Genomic DNA, 18,486 nt, shown 5'->3' with positions numbered 1-18,486 from the left:
CTCCTATTATCTAAGTAATTGTAATACTCCTTGTGGAAGTTGATTAGCTTGGGCCAACATAGCTGTTCCTGCTTGTTGGAGTATATTTAGTCTTGTAAATTCACTCATTTCAAGGGCCATATCTGCATCTTCTATTCTTGACATAGAAGATGTTAAGTTTTCAGCAGTGTTGTCAATATTTTTCATAGTATGTTCTAGTCTATTTTGATAAGCTCCAAGTTTTGAACGCATACCTGCTACCCTGTCTATGGCAGTATTGAAAATTTCTATACCATTTGCAATTTTTTCATTGCTTAATTTCTCATCCTTTTCTGCTGCTTTTATTGCATCTTCTATTTCCTTTTTAAAATCATTAATTTCTAGTCCAGAAATTGTAGCATTTATATCATTCATATCTATCTCTATAGTTTGTCCTTCATTTGCACCAACTTGTAATTGAACCTTTTCTTTTCCATTTAATAATTTCTTTCCATTAAATTCTGTATTATTGGCTATTTGATCTATCTGTTCTGTTAACTGTACTATTTCATCCCCTATAGCTTTTAAATCATCTTCTGTATAAGTACCATTTGCACCTTGTACAGAAAGCTCTCTCATTCTTTGAAGCATAGCATGAATTTCATTTAGTGCTCCTTCTGCTGTTTGTATAAGGGATATACCATCTAAAGAGTTTCTACTAGCTTGTCTAAGCCCTCTTACTTGAGCTTGCATTTTTTGTGATATTGCCATTCCTGCTGCATCGTCAGCAGCCCTATTGATCCTTTTTCCTGATGACAATCTTTCTAAAGACTTTTGCATAGCATTTGTATTTCCAGTAAATATTCTATGGGTATTTAATGCTGGTATATTATTATTTATTCTCATTTTCTTCCTCTCCTTTGTACACTTTTTCTATAAAATTTAAAGTCTCTGATAGTATTAGAAAAAGTTCTTCTGGAACTTTGTCTATACTATCTGTTTCCAATCTATCCTTTATATCTAATTTATTTTCTCTATATTCTCTTTCATAGGCCTTCTTTATTTGACTTTTAGGAACCAATCTAAGTTTCACTCTATATCCTCCTGTCCACAGTTTTAAGAGAATATTCTTCCCCTTCTTTGTCTTCCTGAGAAAAATCTTTTAAATTGTATCCAATATTTTTTAACCCTTCTTTAAAAATACTTTCCTTTTTTAAAAGTTTAGGTATATTTTCTTTGCTTGATATAAAGCTTACTGAAATATCTTTGCCTTCTACTTCTAAACTAAATTTTATATTACCTAAGTTCTTTGCATTTAGATTTAAAAGAAACCTCATATTGCTTTTATTTATTCCTTTATTTAAATTAGGAATTATAAGTTGCAAATTTTCATAGCCATCTTCTATAGAAATAGGAATTTCTAATACTAGATCATCTTTGGAAAGAGCTTTTCGTATAGATAGTGCTTCTCTCATCTGTCTAAATCTATCTTTTTGTTTTCCATCATCTTTAAAATCAAAGGAACTAGTCAACTCTTCGATTTGTTTTATTAGTTCTTTATACTCTCTTTTAGATTTTTCTTCTCCATTTCTTATACTATTAGAAACTTGTTTAGACTTTTCTTCTATATTCTCTATGGCTTGTCTCAACTCTGAGCTTTCTACATATTTCCCTTCTTTTATTAAATCGTCTATAGCTTTCCCCAATCCATTTTCATTTTTTTGAAAAGAATCTATCCTTCCCAGTTCCTTTAAGGAAATATCCAAATCATTTTTCATAGCCATAGTTATTAAATCACTTTCTTTCCCTTTTAAGGATTTTACCTTTTGAAGAATATTTTCTCCTTGTCTATATTTATTTATCTTTTCTATGTATTCATTTAATTCATCTAAAGGCATATATTCTATTTCTAAACCTTCTTTTACACTTTCCTTAACTATATTTAATGAAAGGCTTTTTTTAGCTTTTAAATATTCTTCTCTAATTAAATTTTCTGTTGATTTCTCTATAGATGGTATCTCCACATAGTTTTCTTGTACTGTCATCTTACTTTCATATAAGCTATTTAAACTAATAGTTGAAAATTTCTTAACAGTTAGAGAGATAGTATCTGATGACAACTCTCCTAAACTGTGGATAATATTGGATACCTTAAGTACCTTATCCACAAGTTTATTGCTTTCTTCTTTTGATATATTTTGAAATGTAGATAGATTTTTCAAATTTTCTATTTTAAAGTCTTCACCTTTTTTTATTAAAGATATTAATTCTTCATCCTTTATATTTTCTAACGCTTTGATTTCCTTAAGTATTTCTCTTGTTTTCCCACTATCTATATCTGTATTTTCAGGGGTTTTCTCCACTTCATCTTCTTTAATAATTTTAGAAAGTTCTCTTATATCTTCTTTTAATGGATCTACACCTTTATTTAAAAGTAATGAAACTTTTTCTTCATCTAGCAAATTTTCAAGCTCCTTTAAAGCTTCTTTCATTTCTTCTATTTCTGCTATGTTGTCAACAGTTATATCTAAATCATTCACAATAAACTGCTCTACAATATTTAAGTTTTCTTTTGAAGGCTCTAGTCCTAGTTTTGCAATATGTTTTAATATATCTTGTTCTGTAGCTTTAGATTGGATTATAAAATCATTATATTTATTTACAGCTAGATTTCTATCTGTTTCTGTAATACTATAGGAGTGTTTTGTCTTATATATATTTTCTATATTAGGAGTTAGATCCTTTTTAATTATTTTGACTAAATCTCCATTTTCTATATCTTTTAAATCCTGAAGTTTATACACAACTTCCCTTACCTTTTCAATATTTTCCTTGTTTATTTCTATTCCTTCTTTATGCAAAGCTATGATGCTATCATAGATATCTTTTCCCATTCTCCTACCATAGATTTGTATACAAATTTCTTCTGCCTCTTTATAGGTTAAATCTTTTTTTAAACCCAATATCTTAGCCAATGAAAAATCTTCTTCTACTTCTATTTCATTTATATATTCTGCAATTTTTTGAAGAGATTCTCCTTCTAAATCTATATCTTTTTTTAGAAGTTTTATAGCGGAGTCATAGTCCAGTTTTTCTATTATCTCATCTAAGTATTTTTCACATACAGAAAATTTTTCTATATTTTCTTTGGTTATTGGTATACCTTGTTTTGATAATATTTCTGCTATTTTAAGATTTTCTTCTGTTATTTTAACTCCTGTACTTTTAAGTAAATCTTCTATTTTTCTTGACCCTTCTTTACCCTCTTCTTCTTTTATAGAATATTTGGAGGATAATATATTTTCCTTCTCTATTAAAACTTCTTCACCTTTTTCTTCTTCTATCTCTTCTTTTAATTTTAATGTATATTCTACAACCTTACCTCCTACTTGGGATTCTACTTTTATATTTTTTCCTTCTTTTTCAAGAAGAATCCCTTCTATGTCATAGGAAAGGGTTGGTTTAATATCATAGGCATTTATTAAATTTTCATTATTTATATTTTTTATAGAATTCATTTAGACCACCTTTATATTTTCTACTAATTTTATCGTCATTTACATAGTTTTCTTTAAAAGACTTTTAATTTATATTTTCTTGCCGATAATATATAATAAGAAATAGAAGGAGAGTGATCTCTTTGGTTAAAATAGAACCTATAAATGGGCAAAATAATATACCTAAAATAGAAAGGGTAAAAAACCAAGACAAGAAAACAATAAATACTACTTTTAAAGAGAAGTTAGAAAATCTAAAACAAGAGCAAATAAGGGATGAGTTGAAAACTTTATTTTCCAAAATTGAAGGTCAAACTTCAAAACTTCAAGATAGGCTTTTCATAGAAGATTTAGTGGAATATAAAAAACTAGTTAGAGATTTTCTAGATATTTCAGTGAACAATTCCCATATATTTTATAAAGAAAATTCCTTAGATAGAAGAGGAAGGCATAGAATATATTCTATAGTTAAAAAAGTAGATACCGAGTTAGATGAGTTAACTAAAGACTTTTTAGATATAGAAAATAATAGACTTAGAATTTTAAATAGATTAGATGATATTAAAGGTTTACTTCTCGACATTTTAACATAGAATATTGATTGAAAAGCTTATTATGCTATTATTAAGTTAATAGTTTCTTTAAAATAGGAGGGATTAGAATGGATAATACTTTAAAAAATATACTATTGGCTGGAATAGGTAGTATGGCTTATACTTATGAAAAAGCTAGTAGTATGGTAGAAACTTTAGTTCAAAAAGGCGAAATCACTGTCAATCAAGGTAAGCAGTTAAATGAAGAACTAAAAAAAGTTATAGACAATAATACCAATAATCAAAGCACAACAAATATAGACACTGAAACATTAAAAAATATCATCCAACAATTAGATCTACCTACTAAGAAAGATATTGAAGACTTAAAAACTAGAATTGATAATCTAGAAAAAAATAATTAATATGGGAGGATTAAAAATACCTTGATTTATCAAGGTATTTTTAATAAACATTATGAAAACAAATTATACTAAAAAAAGATTAAAAGAAATAGTTTCTGTTTCTGTAAAGCATGGATTGAAAGGTGGAATAAATAATCCTAGCCAACTTAGAGAAGCTTTGGAAGAACTAGGTCCTACTTTTATAAAAATTGGCCAAATACTTTCTACAAGGCCTGATATCTTATCTAAAGAATATATTTTAGAGTTACAAAGACTACAAGATGATGTAAAACCTGAGAAATTTGAAATGGTTAAAAATGCAATAGAAAGTGAATTAAATAATCCTTTAGAAGAAAATTTTGCTATATTTGAAGAAGAACCTATTGCTTCTGCTTCCCTTTCTCAAGTTCATTATGCTGAATTAAAAACTGGGGAGAAAGTAGTAGTAAAGGTTCAAAGACCAAATGCAAAAAAGATGATGATGGCTGATATAGATATTTTGAGAAAATTAGCCCCTTTTATAAATCTCACCCCTACAGGAAGTGCTATGGATGCTAAAGAGGTTATAGAAGAGTTGGCTGCTGCAACTAAAAAGGAATTAGATTTTATAAATGAAGCAAAAAACACTAAATGTTTTAGAGAGAAAAATAAAGATGTAAAGTTCATTTTATGTCCCAAAATATATGAAGATTATTGTACGGAAAAAATTATAGTAATGGACTATATTGAAGGTATAAAGATTGATAATATAGATAAATTGAAAGAAGAAGGTTATGATTTAAAAGATCTTGCTACTAAACTTACATACAATTACTTTAAGCAAATATTTGAAGATGGTTTCTTCCATGCAGATCCTCATCCAGGCAATATATTTTTATGTGGTAGGAAAATAGGATATATAGACTTTGGCCTTATGGGGGTTCTAGACGATAACCTCAGAAAAAAGTTCAATGAATTTCTTGAAGCAGTAGCCAATAGAGATGTAAATTTAATGACTAAATCTGTAATGAAAATTGGCCAAAAAAGAGGTCCTGTAGATAGAAGCAGATTATATGAAGATATTGAAATAATCTATGACCAATACATTGAGGAATCTATACAGGATTATGATCTTCCTCAAATAATTGAAGAGATATTTAAAGTATGTAAAGACAATAATATATATATGCCAAAAGATATTACTTTGCTAGTAAAAGGTCTAATGACTATTCAAGGGCTAATAGCTAAGCTAGATTCAGAAATAAATATTATGGATATAGCTCTTCCTTATGTAAAAGAGCATATTACTAATGAAAAATTAAAAGATTTAAATTCTATAGAAACCCTTCGTTCCCTATATGAAATAATAAAGTCTAATTTAATATTATCTTCAAAGATCATTGAATTAATAGAACAAATTAAAGCTGGAAATTTAAGAACCCAAATAGAATTTAAAGAATCAGAAGAAGCTTCAAATGAGTTAAATAAGATGGTCAATAGATTGATCTTTGGAATGATAGTCGCAGGATTGGTTGTTAGCTCTTCTATAGTTATAAATGCTAATGTAGGACTTAAAATATATGGAATATCAGCCTTTGGCCTTATAGGATATTTAGGTGCTGCTATAGCTGGGTTTTGGCTACTTATTTCAATAATTAAATCAGGAAAACTATAAAAGTAGTTGTGATTCAAAATTGAATCACAACTACTTTTCTTTTATTTTTCAAAAGCTTTAATTATATCATCATAATTCTCAGCTTCTATTAAGGCTTGTCTAACTTCATTATGCATAAGTCTTCTTGAAATATAACTTAAAACTTTTAAATGTATATCATCAGATTTTTCAGGAACTGCTATTAAAAATATTAAATGTGCTGGCTCTCCATCCATAGAATCAAAATCTACCCCATTTTTACTTATTCCAAAAGCTATAGCTGCTTCAGTTACAAATTTACTTTTTCCATGAGGTATACCTATCCCATTACCAATACCAGTAGAAAATTCTTCTTCCCTTTTCATAACTGCTATTTTAAATTTATGTTTGTCTTCAATTACATTATCATTAAAAAGAATTTCTATTAATTCATCTATTACCTCTTCTTTCGTTAATCCTTTTAAGTTGAAAGATATTCTATCTTTTGTTAAAAGCTCTTCAATATCCATGTCGCTCTCCTTTCTATTATAGTTGTCTTATTCCAACATCTTTTACAATCTTATTTATTAATAATCTATCTGGTTTTTTTGTGCCTTCTGTCATAACTTTAGAAGCTGCACAAGCTGTAGCCAATTTTAATGTATCAATATCATTTAATTGATTCTTTATAGCATAAGCTAATGCTGCTACCATAGCATCCCCTGCTCCTACTGTGCTCTTAACAGGAACTTTGAAACTCTCAGAAAAAAAACTACCTTCTTCAGTTATATATATTGCACCTTTACTACCTAATGATATTAGAACCTTCTTTATACCTGTATCTACTAAACGTTTTCCTCCACTTAAAATAGAATCCATATCATTTTCATCTATTTCCATAACCTTTTTTAACTCATCTATATTGGGCTTTATAGCATATGGAATAGATTTCATTCCATAATATAAAGGTTCCCCATCTGCATCTAATACTACTTTTGCTTTTTTTTCCTTTAGTTTTTCTATTATATACCCATAGGAATCGGAATCTATACCTTCTGGTAAACTACCAGAAATAACTACTATATCTCCTTCTTTTACAAAAAATAAAAAATAACTTAAAAAATTGTCCAAATCTTTCATAGTCATTTTAAATCCTCTATCATTTATATCTGTTAGGATATAATTAGTCTTCTCCACTATTTTTATATTGGTCCTATTTTCACCAGATATAATATGAAAATTAGTATCTATGCCCAAGTTTGTTAGATATTTTAGAAAAAAATCAGAATTTTCTTTTCCTAATATTCCAGTACATATACTTCTAGTATTTAATGAACACAATACTTTAGAGACATTTATTCCTTTTCCACCTACATCTACTCTAGAATTTAATATTCTATTTACTTCCCCTTTTTTTAGCTCTTCCAATATTATAGTTTTATCTATAGCTGGATTTAATGTTACAGTATAAATCATTTTTTTCCTCCCTTAAGCTTAAGTTAAAACTTTAATTCCACATTTTTCATAGTATTCAACTTCTTCTTCTGGTCTTTCATTATTGGTAATTATATAATCCAGTTCATCTAAACTGCATATTACAGAAGAATACACTTGACTAAATTTAGACTCATCTACTAAAAGATACACTTGACTTGTTGCATCTATCATAGCTTGTTTAATCACTGCTTCATCTAATGTTGGAGTAGTTACTCCATATTTTATGGATAATCCATTAGCCCCTAGAAAAGTTTTATTTACTCTAAATTGTTTTATAGTTCTTTCTGTTATAGGCCCTACTTGCGCTTTTGTATTGATTCTAATAGTACCACCAGTATTTATTACCTCTATGTCCTCCCTATTGGCTAATTCATAAGTCAATACAATTGAATTAGTAATTATAGTTATATCCTTTGCTTTTAAATATTTAGATATATAATAAGTAGTTGTTCCTGAATCTATAATTATAGTATCTCCATCTTCAATTTGGCTTGCAGCTATTCTGCCTATTCTATCTTTTTCTTCCGCATATTTATCTTGTTTTTCTAAAAAAGTAGCTTCTAACTTATTAATACTTTTAGATACAGCTCCTCCATGGGTTCTCAATATTTTCCCTGATCTCTCAAGCTCTACTAAATCCCTCCTAATTGTTGATTCTGATACATTAAACCTTTTCGTAAGCTCAGATACTTTAACGCTCTCACCTTTTTTTATCATTTCTATTATTTTCATGCGACGTTCTTCTGCAAACATATATACACCTCTCTGATTGTTTATAATTGTTTTATCAATTTCAGCGATTTATAATAGCTATTTATGACTGTTTATGATTGATTTAATTGTATTTAACTTTTAAAGATTTGTCAAGGGAATTTCATGAAAAATAAAAACTGTTAAGTAAAAACTTAACAGTTTTTATTTACTCTATATTAAATTTAAGATCTCCATTTTCCACTTCCACTACTATATTGTCCTTATCTTTTACTTCGCCAGCTATAATCTTTTTCCCTAATTCAGTCTCTATTTCTCGTTGTAAAAATCTTTTTACTGGTCTTGCACCATATTTGAATGAATAAGCTCTATCTAATACCAATTCTTTTGCTTCATCTGTTAGTTTTATATTAATTTGTCTGTTTTTTAATTTATATTGAATATCTTTAAGTTGTAAATCTATGATCTTAAATATCTCTTTTCTTCCTAAAGGTTTAAACATAACTATTTCATCTATACGGTTTAAGAACTCTGGTTTGAAAGTTCTCCTCATCTCTTCTCTTACTCTTTCTTTTGCTTCTTCACTTATTTCTTCATCTTCTTCTAGACCTTCTAACAAATAAGAAGAACCTAGATTAGAAGTCATTATTATAACTGTATTCTTAAAGTCCACAATTCTTCCTTGATTGTCTGTAAGCCTTCCATCATCTAATACTTGGAGCAGTATATTAAATACATCTGGATGAGCTTTTTCTATTTCATCAAACAATATTACAGAATAAGGCTTCCTTCTTACTGCTTCTGTAAGCTGTCCTCCTTCATCATAGCCTACATATCCTGGAGGAGCACCAATAAGTCTTGATACTGAAAATTTCTCCATATATTCACTCATATCTATCCTTATCATATTTCTTTCATCATCAAATAGTGTTTCTGTTAGAGACTTAGCTAGCTCAGTCTTTCCTACCCCTGTTGGACCTAAAAATATAAAGCTTCCTACAGGTCTGTTGAAAGATTTTAGTCCTGCTCTTGCCCTAATAACTGCATCCGAAACACTTTTTACTGCTTCATTTTGCCCTACTACCCTTTTATGAAGTATATTTTCTAAGTTAAGTAGTTTTTCTTTTTCACTTTCTACTAATTTGGTTACAGGAATTCCTGTCCATTTAGATACTACTTCTGCAATTTCTTCTTCAGTTACTTCTTCTTTCAACATCCTATCTTCATTCTTATTTAACTCTTTAGTTTTTTCTAACTCCTTTTCAAGTTCTGGCAACTTTCCATATTTTAATACTGATAGTTTTTCTAAATCATATTCTCTTTCGGCTTCTTCTATTTCTCTTTTAGTATTATCTATTTCTTCTTTTATATCTTTTACCTTTTTTATATCTTCTTTTTCTTCTTCCCATTGTTCTTTCTTATGTTCATATTCTTCCTTTAAATTGGATAACTCCTTTTCTAGTTTTTCCAATCTTTGTAAAGAACTTTCATCTGTTTCTTTTTTTAGAGCTTCTCTTTCAATTTCGAGTTGCATAATCTTTCTTCTTATTTCATCTAATTCTACAGGCATACTATCTATTTCTGTCCTTATCATAGCTGAAGCTTCATCCATTAAATCTATTGCCTTATCTGGTAAAAATCTATCTGATATATATCTATCTGACAAAGTAGCACAGGCTATTACAGCACTATCTGATATACGAATACCATGGTGAATTTCATATTTCTCTTTAAGTCCTCTCAAAATAGCTATAGTAGCTTCTACATCTGGTTCATCTACTAATACTTTTTGGAATCTCCTTTCAAGAGCTGCATCCTTTTCTATATACTGTCTATATTCATCAAGGGTAGTAGCTCCTATACAGTGAAGTTCTCCTCTTGCAAGCATAGGTTTTAAAATATTTGAAGCATCCATTGCTCCTTCTGCTGCTCCTGCACCTACTATGGTGTGAATTTCATCAATAAATAATATTATTTCTCCCTCTGATTTTTCTACTTCTTTTAAAACTGCTTTTAACCTTTCTTCAAATTCTCCTCTAAATTTTGCTCCTGCTACTAATGAACCCATATCTAATTCAAATATAGTTTTATCTTTAAGTCCTTCTGGCACATCACCATTAACTATTCTTTGAGCCAATCCTTCTACTATAGCAGTTTTTCCTACTCCTGGCTCTCCTATTAAAACTGGATTATTTTTAGTCCTTCTTGAAAGGATTCTAATTGTATTTCTAATCTCATCATCTCTTCCTATAACAGGATCCAATTTTCCATCTTTAGCTTCTTTAACTAAATCCCTTCCATATTGTTTTAATGGATTATAAGTTCCTTCTGGATTGTCTGAATTAACACTTTGATTTCCTCTTATATTTTTTAATTCTTCCATAGTCCTTTCAAGATTGATATTATATTTTTTAAGGATTTTTTCAGAAGAAATTCCTCTTTCTTTAAGCATAGATATAAATAAATGTTCTACACTAATAAATTGATCTCCAAGTTTTTCAGCTTCATCTTCTGCTCTTAAAAGTATTTTTGCAAAAGCTCTGCTATTATAAAGAGAATTGGAACCATATTGTTTTGGAAGACTATCTACAGCCCTTTTTACATCTTCCCTTATTAAATCTACATTTTCTCCCATATTATTTATGAGTTTTGGAATAAGTCCATTCCTATCTTCAATAAGGGCTAAAAATAGATGTAGATCTTCAACTTGAGGATTTTCATATTTTATAGCTAACTCTTGAGCTCTACCTATAGCCTCTTGGCTTTTTTGAGTAAATCTTTCCATATCCATATATATCACACTCCTATTCTCTTGGATTATAATTTGAAATATCCCTTAACTTTTTATAAAGTCTTTTTTGCTCTTCTGTTAAATATGGTGGATTTACTATAACTATTTCTATATATAAATCTCCTGTATTTCCCTTCATATCACTATATCCATTTCTCGGTATCCTTATTTTTTTACCACTTTCTATACCACTAGGTATCTTAACTTTTATTTTTCCCGATAGTGTTTCTACTAATACTTCAGTTCCAAATACTGCCTCCCAAGGTAGTATTTTTATTCTAGTAGTTAAATCTAATCCATCTAGTTTAAATTTAGCATCTTCTAAAATATTAACCTTTAAATATAAATCTCCATTAATTCCTATTTTTTTACCATCTATTTTTATCTTTTTACCTGGAAGAATACCTTTTGGTATATTTACTGAAATAGTCTTAGTTTCATTCCCTATTCTAAAAGATACCTTCTTTCTAGTTCCCTTATAGGCTTCTCTTAAGGATATACTAATTTCACTTTCTATATTTTGTTTTGGTTCATTGTAGAAGTTTTGTCTTCTTCTACCTCCACCAAATAAATCACTTATTCCAAAATCTTCTCCTCCAAAGAACATATTAAAAAAGTCACTAAAACCTTCACCATTAGTGGTGTAGGTGTAGGTATAACTTCTTCCGTTGCCAAAATTGTCAAATCCAAATTGGGAGGGATCAAAATTTTGACCATTAGTAAAATTACCATTACTACCAAACATATCATACTTTTTCCTTTTCTGTTCATCTCCCAATACCTCATAGGCTTCGTTAACATCCTTAAATTTTTCTTGTGCACTTTTATCTCCTGGATTTAAATCTGGATGATATTTTTTAGCTAATTTCCTATATGCTTTTTTAATTTCTTCTTGATCTGCATTCCTATCTACTCCCAGTATTTTATAATAATCCTTATATTCCAAATCTCATCCCTCCTTTATAATAAAATAAACGCTTATCTGATTTTGACTTTCTCTGACCTTTATATCTATTATATGGTTTTTTAAGAAAAAAATCAATAATAAATACAAAGAAATAGGAAAAGCTAGTACTAGCTTTTCCTATTAAATTTATTTTAATATGCTTTTTTATTTTATTCCTTCTTTATAATATTCTAATATGACCTCATCTAACTCTTTACTTATTTTTAAAACTTCTTTAGTATTGATATTTTTAAAATTTACCTGCTTATTTAATTTCTCCCTTATTTTTTCAACCTTATCCAACACCAGACTTCCTCCCATATAACTTTTTATTATTATTAATTTTTTACTTATATAATAGAATAGCGTTTTTTGTGCAAATTGGCAAGTATTTTTTTATGCTAACAGCTTATTTAGTTGTAAATAGTAAAATAATACAGTTAATCATGAGGAGTGGAGTATATGGACAAAAAAGAAAAAGATTTAAACTTTATAGAGATAGGAGCAAGAATAAGAGCAGAACGAGAAAGGTTAAATTTAACTAGAGAAAAACTTGCAGAAATTATTGGATTGTCCCCTTTTTATATAGGTCAAATAGAAAGAGGGGATAGGAAAATGAGCGTTGACACCTTGGTTAAAATATCTAATTCTCTTCATGTATCTGTAGATTATATATTGAAAGGTTGTAAAAAATCTAACGAAGAATTAGATTTACAAAAAGAATTTCATGTACTAGAAAATAGTGAAGAAAATTATAATAAAGCGTTAGATGAAGATATTAAAGAACTACTTAATATATTACAACGTTGTTCTAAAACAGAGATAAATTTAATAAAAGATATGACTAAATTGATTGTTCCATATTTAAAAAATAGATAATATAAAATAAATATCACGAAATAAATATGTCTTGTTAGAAAAGAGCACCTCTCATGTTAAAATCATAAATTAAATTACAAACTTAAATAATAAAATGTACCAGCTGATGTATCAGCTTCCTCACAAACCCAAACAAGCAATCATTTCTTCAAATCCACCTCACTGGCTTAGGTCTATATACCAGTACCACAAAATTAGTTAGAGCAATGCTTTTACAATAAAACATGAAAACTTTGTTATAATTTACGACTTAAGTATTACATATTATGACAAAGTTTATCGTGTTTGTATGATAATTTAGTATTTAAATGAGAAAATTGCATAATTTAAAATCCAAAGCTAAATAGATATAGCATAACAACATATAGCATATATTTAAAATTTACATACTCTATATTGAAGTGGTATTGTAGATAAGTTAAATGTGCAATTTCCTCAAATACTAAAAGGAGGTTATATGGACATGAAAAAAAAGATTTCTTTATTACTATTAGGTTCATTATTTTTTGTACTAATAGCATTTCCACAAAGTAAAGATATTTATGCTAGTAGTGATTCATTAGAAGAGTTCGATTTTTCAACAGATTTAGTAGTGGAACCTTGTACAATGTATGATTGGTCTGGCAAACCAGTAAAAATACCTGCTCATAGTCAAAGGTATATGGACCACCCCAATAAACAAGGTTTCAATACAAGAAATGCAGTAGGAAGTAATACCTATTACTCAACTTTTAAGGTAAGCTATAGCATAGGCGGTAATAAAAATTTCAAGATAGAACTAATGAAAGATGGAAAAGTTGTTAATTCTAGAATAGTTAAAAATGGAAAAGGAACTGTATATTTTAAAAAACTAGATCCAGGATGGTATAAAATTAGACTCACAAATTATAATAATTTCCAAGTTATTGCAAATATGCATGTGTATACACAGGATCTTAATTGTATAGGATGTCCTAAATAGATTATAAAGTGAAAGATTAAAAGATTTTAATCTTTCACTTTATTTTTATTTGAAAGTTTTTTGGCGACAAATATAATTAATAATATTAAACCTACATTAGGCAGGAAAACATTGCTACTAGTAGTGATGTATAATATATTTTTGTTTTTTATATTTAAATTTAATTTAGAGAGTAGTAAACTGATTGCATAAAATCTATTTGGTATTATTATATACAATATATTAAGTACGATAATTAGTATTATAAATAAAAAATTTATAAAGCTAAGATTATATATATTAATTCTTGATAAAAAATCTATTTTATTTATTAAATAATCTAATAAATAAAATAAAGGCAAACTAAATAATAATAACTTTAATAAGTTAACATCAAATGAGTAAGTAAATTTAGTAAATTGACTTAATATAAAAAATACAAAACTATCTATTATAGTTATTATTAATAAAGAAACTATACCTATAAAAACTAATACTTTCATGGTCTCTAGAGTATTGTTTTTTATTAATTTAATTTTTATATATATATATATTATTAAATAAGAAAAAAAGAAAGATTTACTTTGTGGTAAATTATCTGGAACTCCTAAAATATGTGCAAAAAGGTATAACGACATAAAATATAAAAGCACCATTAAAGCTATTGATTTAAAATAGTCTTTTATATAAAAATGTGACTGTTTATTGATAGTATAGGCTTCTTTCATATCGGAAATAAAATTACTATACTTAAAATCATTAATAGATTCTTTTTCAGCTTCTTTTTCAGATAATCCATTTTTCATGTAGGTACTCTTAGATTCTTCTAAATGAGATTTTATTTCATTTTTAACTATTGCTTTTTCTTCTTCATTTATACCTATTTGTTCTATCACAGAAGATATGTATTTATCTATCAAACTTTTCATTTACATATACCCTCCTCTAGATATTTTATTAAAGAACCTAACTCTTTAAATTCTTGACACTTTGAAAAAAATTCCTTTTTACCATCTTCCGTTATCTTATAATATTTTCTTTTTCGTTTGTTTTCCTGGTTAAAATGCATATATGATTTTAAGCACCCTTTATTCTCCAACCGCTTTAAGGCGGGATATAGAGTACCTTCAGCTATAGCATATTTTTCGTTGGACAAATCTTTTATATTTTTCGCTATTTCATATCCATAGCTATCCTTTTTAAAAACTAAACCCAATATGAAGATTTCTACAACTCCCTTTAATAACTCAGTATTCATGATTAAAACACCTCATAAGTATTATATGTAGTAACACTATACATAGTAACACGATATATGATATTTGTCAATAGTAAAAAGTATTAAAATCCCCCCAAATTTTAAGATTAAATCAACATACACTATCTATCTTGAAATATTAAATTAAATATATTAATTCTTAGGGCTTTTATATCATATTTTCCTTTTAATATTTATAGCTGGCTATTAACAATTTAATTTATTTTGTTCCATTATTTAACTTACAACAAGAAATATGATTATAAACACCATTCAACTTCAGTACTATCATCAAATATTTAATATTTCAATAATTTAAAACAAATATGTTATTCATCTATTTAGTATATAAAATAAACTGATGCCATATGGCATCAGTTTATTTTATATATTTATCTATTATAGTAATTATCTCGTTTATTTTTTCTTCTCCTTCATGCTCACCTTTCAATATAGCTTCGCTAACACAGTGTTTCAGATGTTGGTCCAATATATTTATATTAGCTTTTTTTAAAAGGGCTATTGCTGATAGTATTTGAGTTGATATATCTACACAGTATCTATCATCTTCTATCATCCTCACAATACCATCTATTTGACCTCTTGCAGTCTTTAAAAGATTCATTGCCTTTTTTTTCTCATCATTCATCATTTTCTTTATCACCATCTACATTATTTTATTTCAATTATATCATATCCTGCTTCATCTATGGCTTCTTTTATTTTATTATCATCTAAATTATCCCCTTCAACAACTGCTTTTTTTCCTTCTAAATCTACAACTACAGATTTAACCCCGTCTAATTCTTTCAATGCTTCTTTCACTGCCTTAACACAGTGACCACAAGACATACCTTCTATTAATATTGTTTTTTCCATGATAATCTCTCCTTTTTTATTTTATCCTTTAAAATTTTTAAGCCTTAAAGAGTTTGTTACAACTGATACTGAACTAAAGGCCATTGCTGCACCTGCTATCATAGGATTTAAAAAGCCCATGGCTGCAATAGGGATTCCAGCTGTATTGTATGCAAAGGCCCAGAATAGATTTTGTTTAATAGTTTTCATAGTCCTCTTGCTCAATCTTATAGCCTTAGCTATATCCTTCAAATCTCCTCCCATAAGGGTTATATCTGCTGCTTCCATAGCTACATCTGTACCAGTACCTATGGCAAATCCTATATCTGCTGCAACTAATGCTGGTGCATCATTTATTCCATCCCCTACCATACCTACTTTCTTTCCTTTAGCCCTAATATCTTCTACTACTTCTGCCTTATGTTCTGGAAGTACCTCTGCCAATACATTTTTAATTCCAACTTCGTTGGCAATAGCTTTTGCAGTCCTCTCATTATCCCCAGTTATCATATATATATCTATATCCATATTCTTTAACTGGTCTATAGCTTCTTTAGAGCTTTCTTTTACACTATCTGCTACAGCTATTATACCTTTTATCTCCCCATCTATGGAAAGAAGCATAGCAGTTTTTCCTTCATCTTCTAATCGTATAAGCTCTTCTTCTGCTATTTCCACTTCTATACTTGCATCCTTCATTAATTTTTTATTTCCTATATAGATATGCTTTCCATCTATTACTGAATGGATCCCTTTTCCTGGTATAGCTAAGAACATTTCAGGATCTATTAACTCCATATCTTTTTCTTTTGCCTTCATAACTATTGCTTGGCCTAATGGATGTTCCGATGTTTTTTCAGCTATTGCTCCTAATCTCAGAATATTGTCCTTATCTTCTCCAAAAGTTATTATATCTGTAACTTCAGGTTCTCCTTTAGTTATAGTTCCTGTTTTGTCAAATACTATAGTGTCTAGTTCATGGGTTTTCTCTAAATGCTCTCCGCCCTTGATTAAAATACCCATTTCTGCACCTTTTCCTGTTCCAACCATAATAGCCGTTGGAGTTGCTAATCCTAATGCACAAGGACAAGCTATAACAAGTACGGCTACTGAGCTAATTAGGGCATGGGTAAAATCTCCTTTTACAAAATACCATATTAAAAAGGTTAGTAATGCAATAACTAATACGGTAGGAACAAATACTCCTGATATTTTGTCTGCTAATCTTTGAACTGGGGCCTTTGAACCTTGAGCATCTTCTACTAATTTAATGATTTGAGCCAATGCTGTATCTTTTCCTACCTTTTTTGCTTCAAATTTAAATGTACCAAATTTATTTATAGTTGCTCCAACTACTTCATCCCCAGCCTTCTTATCTACTGGAATACTTTCCCCTGTAATCATAGATTCATCAATAGATGAACTCCCCTCTACTATCACTCCATCTACTGGAATCCTTTCTCCTGGTCTAACTACAATAATATTTCCTACTTCTACATCATCTATTGGAATATCTATTTCTTCACCATCTTTTATAATCCTTGCAGTCTTAGGTTGAAGACCCATTAGCTTTTTAATAGCTTCTGAAGTCTTTCCCTTAGCTACTGCTTCAAAGGTCTTTCCTAGAAGGATTAAAGTAATGATAACTGCCGAAGCTTCAAAATAGTATTCTTCTACTCCTGACAATAAATTATATAAACTAAAGAAATATGCCGCACTAGTTCCCATAGACACTAGCACATCCATATTGGCTCCTCCACCTCTTAATGAGTTAAAAGCACCTTTGTAGAATCTATACCCAATTATAAATTGTACTGGAGTTGCCAATGCTAATTGAAAATATCCATTATTAAGTATAGTGTGTACTCCAGCCATATGGAAGAACATTGCTGAAAATAGTGGTATGCTTAATATAGCTGATATAATAAAAGAAGTTTTTAAAGACTTTATCTCTTTTTCTCTTGCTTCTTTTTCCCTATCTGCATCCCTTTCCTTTTCTATTTCTGCTTTGTATCCAGCCTTTTCTACAGCCTTTACAAATTCTTTAGGATCTAATTCGTCAGATATATAGCTTATAGTTCCCCTGTTTAAAGTTAAGTTTACATTAGCTTCTACTACTCCATCTATTTTATTTAAAGCCTTTTCAACCCTTGCAGAACAAGCTGAACAGGTCATTCCTTCAATTAAAAGATTTACTTTATTCAACCTGACTTCATAACCTGTTTTTTCAATAGTTTTTACTATATCTTCTAAGGAAATTTTATCTTCATAATACTCTATTGTAGCCTTTTCTGCCAATAAATTGACTACTGAAGATTCTATGCCTTCATGTTTTGAAAGTACCTTCTCTATTCTCTGTGCACATGCAGCACAGGACATACCAGATATATTTAAAGTTATACTTTTTGTACCCATTTTTTCACTCCTTCCCTACCCCCATGGGGGGTGTCTGAATATATAGTATCATTATCTTTTAAATTTGTAAAGCCATTATATAGTTTTTCTCAATTATATATTTCTAATCAGTTTATTGAACAGAAAAATACCTACTATTTTAAAATAGTAGGTAGGAAGGGGATACTAAGGGGCGTCTTAGTAGTAA

General features: G+C 28.8%; 19 protein-coding genes. 5 read left to right on the top strand and 14 right to left on the bottom strand.

The genetic code is table 11. The annotated features are described in order from the left end of the window. Positions 1–6: 6 nt before the first annotated feature. The 3 genes from FYJ27_RS07225 to FYJ27_RS07215 are packed head-to-tail and all read right to left on the bottom strand — an operon-like array spanning position 7 to position 3,476. A complete protein-coding gene (locus tag FYJ27_RS07225; RefSeq protein ID WP_154484183.1) occupies positions 7–864 on the bottom strand; it encodes a flagellin N-terminal helical domain-containing protein in 858 nt (285 codons plus the stop codon). Continuing rightward, a complete protein-coding gene (locus tag FYJ27_RS07220) occupies positions 851–1,051 on the bottom strand; it encodes a hypothetical protein (protein WP_154484182.1) in 201 nt (66 codons plus the stop codon). Before FYJ27_RS07220 ends, FYJ27_RS07225 begins: the two co-directional genes overlap by 14 nt. A gap of 1 nt (position 1,052) precedes the next feature. Next, positions 1,053–3,476 carry a DUF6240 domain-containing protein gene (locus FYJ27_RS07215; RefSeq protein ID WP_154484181.1) on the bottom strand — a complete coding sequence of 808 codons (2,424 nt, stop codon included), beginning with the start codon at positions 3,474–3,476 and terminating at the stop codon, positions 1,053–1,055. Between the two features lie 122 nt (positions 3,477–3,598). On the opposite strand from FYJ27_RS07215, the gene FYJ27_RS07210 reads away from it, so the two are divergent. From FYJ27_RS07210 to FYJ27_RS07200, 3 genes are all read left to right on the top strand, one after another. Then, entirely contained in the window at positions 3,599–4,048 is a 450-nt protein-coding gene (locus tag FYJ27_RS07210) for a YaaR family protein (RefSeq protein WP_154484180.1), read from the top strand. 68 nt (positions 4,049–4,116) lie between these two features. Continuing rightward, entirely contained in the window at positions 4,117–4,413 is a 297-nt protein-coding gene (locus FYJ27_RS07205; protein ID WP_154484179.1) for a phasin family protein, read from the top strand. A gap of 52 nt (positions 4,414–4,465) precedes the next feature. After that, positions 4,466–6,046 carry an ABC1 kinase family protein gene (locus FYJ27_RS07200; RefSeq protein WP_154484178.1) on the top strand — a complete coding sequence of 527 codons (1,581 nt, stop codon included), beginning with the start codon at positions 4,466–4,468 and terminating at the stop codon, positions 6,044–6,046. A 41-nt stretch (positions 6,047–6,087) separates the two neighbouring features. On the opposite strand, the gene FYJ27_RS07195 is transcribed toward FYJ27_RS07200, so the two are convergent. The 6 genes from FYJ27_RS07195 to FYJ27_RS07170 form a co-directional block, all read right to left on the bottom strand. Further along, a complete protein-coding gene (locus FYJ27_RS07195) occupies positions 6,088–6,534 on the bottom strand; it encodes a PTS sugar transporter subunit IIA (RefSeq protein WP_154484177.1) in 447 nt (148 codons plus the stop codon). A 16-nt stretch (positions 6,535–6,550) separates the two neighbouring features. Next, positions 6,551–7,480: a 1-phosphofructokinase gene (pfkB, locus tag FYJ27_RS07190; RefSeq protein ID WP_154484176.1), complete on the bottom strand. Its 930-nt coding sequence runs from the start codon at positions 7,478–7,480 to the stop codon at positions 6,551–6,553. An 18-nt stretch (positions 7,481–7,498) separates the two neighbouring features. After that, positions 7,499–8,254 carry a DeoR/GlpR family DNA-binding transcription regulator gene (locus FYJ27_RS07185; protein WP_154484175.1) on the bottom strand — a complete coding sequence of 252 codons (756 nt, stop codon included), beginning with the start codon at positions 8,252–8,254 and terminating at the stop codon, positions 7,499–7,501. 166 nt (positions 8,255–8,420) lie between these two features. Then, on the bottom strand, positions 8,421–11,003 hold the full coding sequence (gene clpB / locus FYJ27_RS07180) for an ATP-dependent chaperone ClpB (RefSeq protein WP_154484174.1): 2,583 nt from the start codon (positions 11,001–11,003) through the stop codon (positions 8,421–8,423). Positions 11,004–11,016: 13 nt separating this feature from the next. Beyond that, positions 11,017–11,949, bottom strand: coding sequence for a DnaJ C-terminal domain-containing protein (locus FYJ27_RS07175; protein ID WP_154484173.1), 933 nt, complete (start codon positions 11,947–11,949; stop codon positions 11,017–11,019). A gap of 165 nt (positions 11,950–12,114) precedes the next feature. Further along, on the bottom strand, positions 12,115–12,255 hold the full coding sequence (locus FYJ27_RS07170) for a Spo0E family sporulation regulatory protein-aspartic acid phosphatase (protein WP_195839101.1): 141 nt from the start codon (positions 12,253–12,255) through the stop codon (positions 12,115–12,117). Between the two features lie 156 nt (positions 12,256–12,411). On the opposite strand from FYJ27_RS07170, the gene FYJ27_RS07165 reads away from it, so the two are divergent. Together FYJ27_RS07165 and FYJ27_RS07160 are read left to right on the top strand one after the other, a co-directional pair. Next, entirely contained in the window at positions 12,412–12,828 is a 417-nt protein-coding gene (locus FYJ27_RS07165; RefSeq protein ID WP_154484171.1) for a helix-turn-helix domain-containing protein, read from the top strand. Between the two features lie 463 nt (positions 12,829–13,291). After that, a complete protein-coding gene (locus FYJ27_RS07160; protein WP_154484170.1) occupies positions 13,292–13,789 on the top strand; it encodes a hypothetical protein in 498 nt (165 codons plus the stop codon). 26 nt (positions 13,790–13,815) lie between these two features. Here FYJ27_RS07160 and FYJ27_RS07155 read toward each other — a convergent pair whose 3' ends face one another. The 5 genes from FYJ27_RS07155 to FYJ27_RS07135 form a co-directional block, all read right to left on the bottom strand. Then, entirely contained in the window at positions 13,816–14,697 is an 882-nt protein-coding gene (locus tag FYJ27_RS07155; protein ID WP_154484169.1) for a permease prefix domain 1-containing protein, read from the bottom strand. Further along, a complete protein-coding gene (locus FYJ27_RS07150; protein ID WP_154484168.1) occupies positions 14,694–15,026 on the bottom strand; it encodes a PadR family transcriptional regulator in 333 nt (110 codons plus the stop codon). The genes FYJ27_RS07155 and FYJ27_RS07150 overlap by 4 nt, the downstream gene beginning before the upstream one ends. Before the next feature lie 379 nt (positions 15,027–15,405). Continuing rightward, the gene (locus FYJ27_RS07145; RefSeq protein WP_154484230.1) at positions 15,406–15,675 is read right to left on the bottom strand and encodes a metal-sensing transcriptional repressor; all 270 of its coding nucleotides are present in this window, start codon (positions 15,673–15,675) and stop codon (positions 15,406–15,408) included. Positions 15,676–15,698: 23 nt separating this feature from the next. Next, positions 15,699–15,905: a heavy-metal-associated domain-containing protein gene (locus FYJ27_RS07140; protein WP_154484167.1), complete on the bottom strand. Its 207-nt coding sequence runs from the start codon at positions 15,903–15,905 to the stop codon at positions 15,699–15,701. Positions 15,906–15,926: 21 nt separating this feature from the next. Further along, the gene (locus FYJ27_RS07135) at positions 15,927–18,299 is read right to left on the bottom strand and encodes a heavy metal translocating P-type ATPase (RefSeq protein ID WP_154484166.1); all 2,373 of its coding nucleotides are present in this window, start codon (positions 18,297–18,299) and stop codon (positions 15,927–15,929) included. Positions 18,300–18,486 lie beyond the last annotated feature (187 nt).

The sequence above is a fragment of the Anaerosalibacter bizertensis genome, from assembly GCF_009696605.1.
GTDB lineage: Bacteria > Bacillota > Clostridia > Tissierellales > Sporanaerobacteraceae > Anaerosalibacter > Anaerosalibacter bizertensis.
This window is presented reverse-complemented; position numbering and strand designations above follow the sequence as displayed.

What these genes read in the sequence shown, in the direction of transcription:
- FYJ27_RS07140 (WP_154484167.1), bottom strand. Translation starts at nt 15,905, where the DNA reads ATGGAAAAAACAATATTAATAGAAGGTATGTCTTGTGGTCACTGTGTT.
- FYJ27_RS07145 (WP_154484230.1), bottom strand. Translation starts at nt 15,675, where the DNA reads ATGAATGATGAGAAAAAAAAGGCAATGAATCTTTTAAAGACTGCAAGA.
- FYJ27_RS07195 (WP_154484177.1), bottom strand. Translation starts at nt 6,534, where the DNA reads ATGGATATTGAAGAGCTTTTAACAAAAGATAGAATATCTTTCAACTTA.
- FYJ27_RS07205 (WP_154484179.1), top strand. Translation starts at nt 4,117, where the DNA reads ATGGATAATACTTTAAAAAATATACTATTGGCTGGAATAGGTAGTATG.
- FYJ27_RS07185 (WP_154484175.1), bottom strand. Translation starts at nt 8,254, where the DNA reads ATGTTTGCAGAAGAACGTCGCATGAAAATAATAGAAATGATAAAAAAA.
- FYJ27_RS07215 (WP_154484181.1), bottom strand. Translation starts at nt 3,476, where the DNA reads ATGAATTCTATAAAAAATATAAATAATGAAAATTTAATAAATGCCTAT.
- pfkB (WP_154484176.1), bottom strand. Translation starts at nt 7,480, where the DNA reads ATGATTTATACTGTAACATTAAATCCAGCTATAGATAAAACTATAATA.
- FYJ27_RS07155 (WP_154484169.1), bottom strand. Translation starts at nt 14,697, where the DNA reads ATGAAAAGTTTGATAGATAAATACATATCTTCTGTGATAGAACAAATA.
- FYJ27_RS07165 (WP_154484171.1), top strand. Translation starts at nt 12,412, where the DNA reads ATGGACAAAAAAGAAAAAGATTTAAACTTTATAGAGATAGGAGCAAGA.
- FYJ27_RS07135 (WP_154484166.1), bottom strand. Translation starts at nt 18,299, where the DNA reads ATGGGTACAAAAAGTATAACTTTAAATATATCTGGTATGTCCTGTGCT.
- FYJ27_RS07150 (WP_154484168.1), bottom strand. Translation starts at nt 15,026, where the DNA reads ATGAATACTGAGTTATTAAAGGGAGTTGTAGAAATCTTCATATTGGGT.
- FYJ27_RS07225 (WP_154484183.1), bottom strand. Translation starts at nt 864, where the DNA reads ATGAGAATAAATAATAATATACCAGCATTAAATACCCATAGAATATTT.
- clpB (WP_154484174.1), bottom strand. Translation starts at nt 11,003, where the DNA reads ATGGATATGGAAAGATTTACTCAAAAAAGCCAAGAGGCTATAGGTAGA.
- FYJ27_RS07160 (WP_154484170.1), top strand. Translation starts at nt 13,292, where the DNA reads ATGAAAAAAAAGATTTCTTTATTACTATTAGGTTCATTATTTTTTGTA.
- FYJ27_RS07200 (WP_154484178.1), top strand. Translation starts at nt 4,466, where the DNA reads ATGAAAACAAATTATACTAAAAAAAGATTAAAAGAAATAGTTTCTGTT.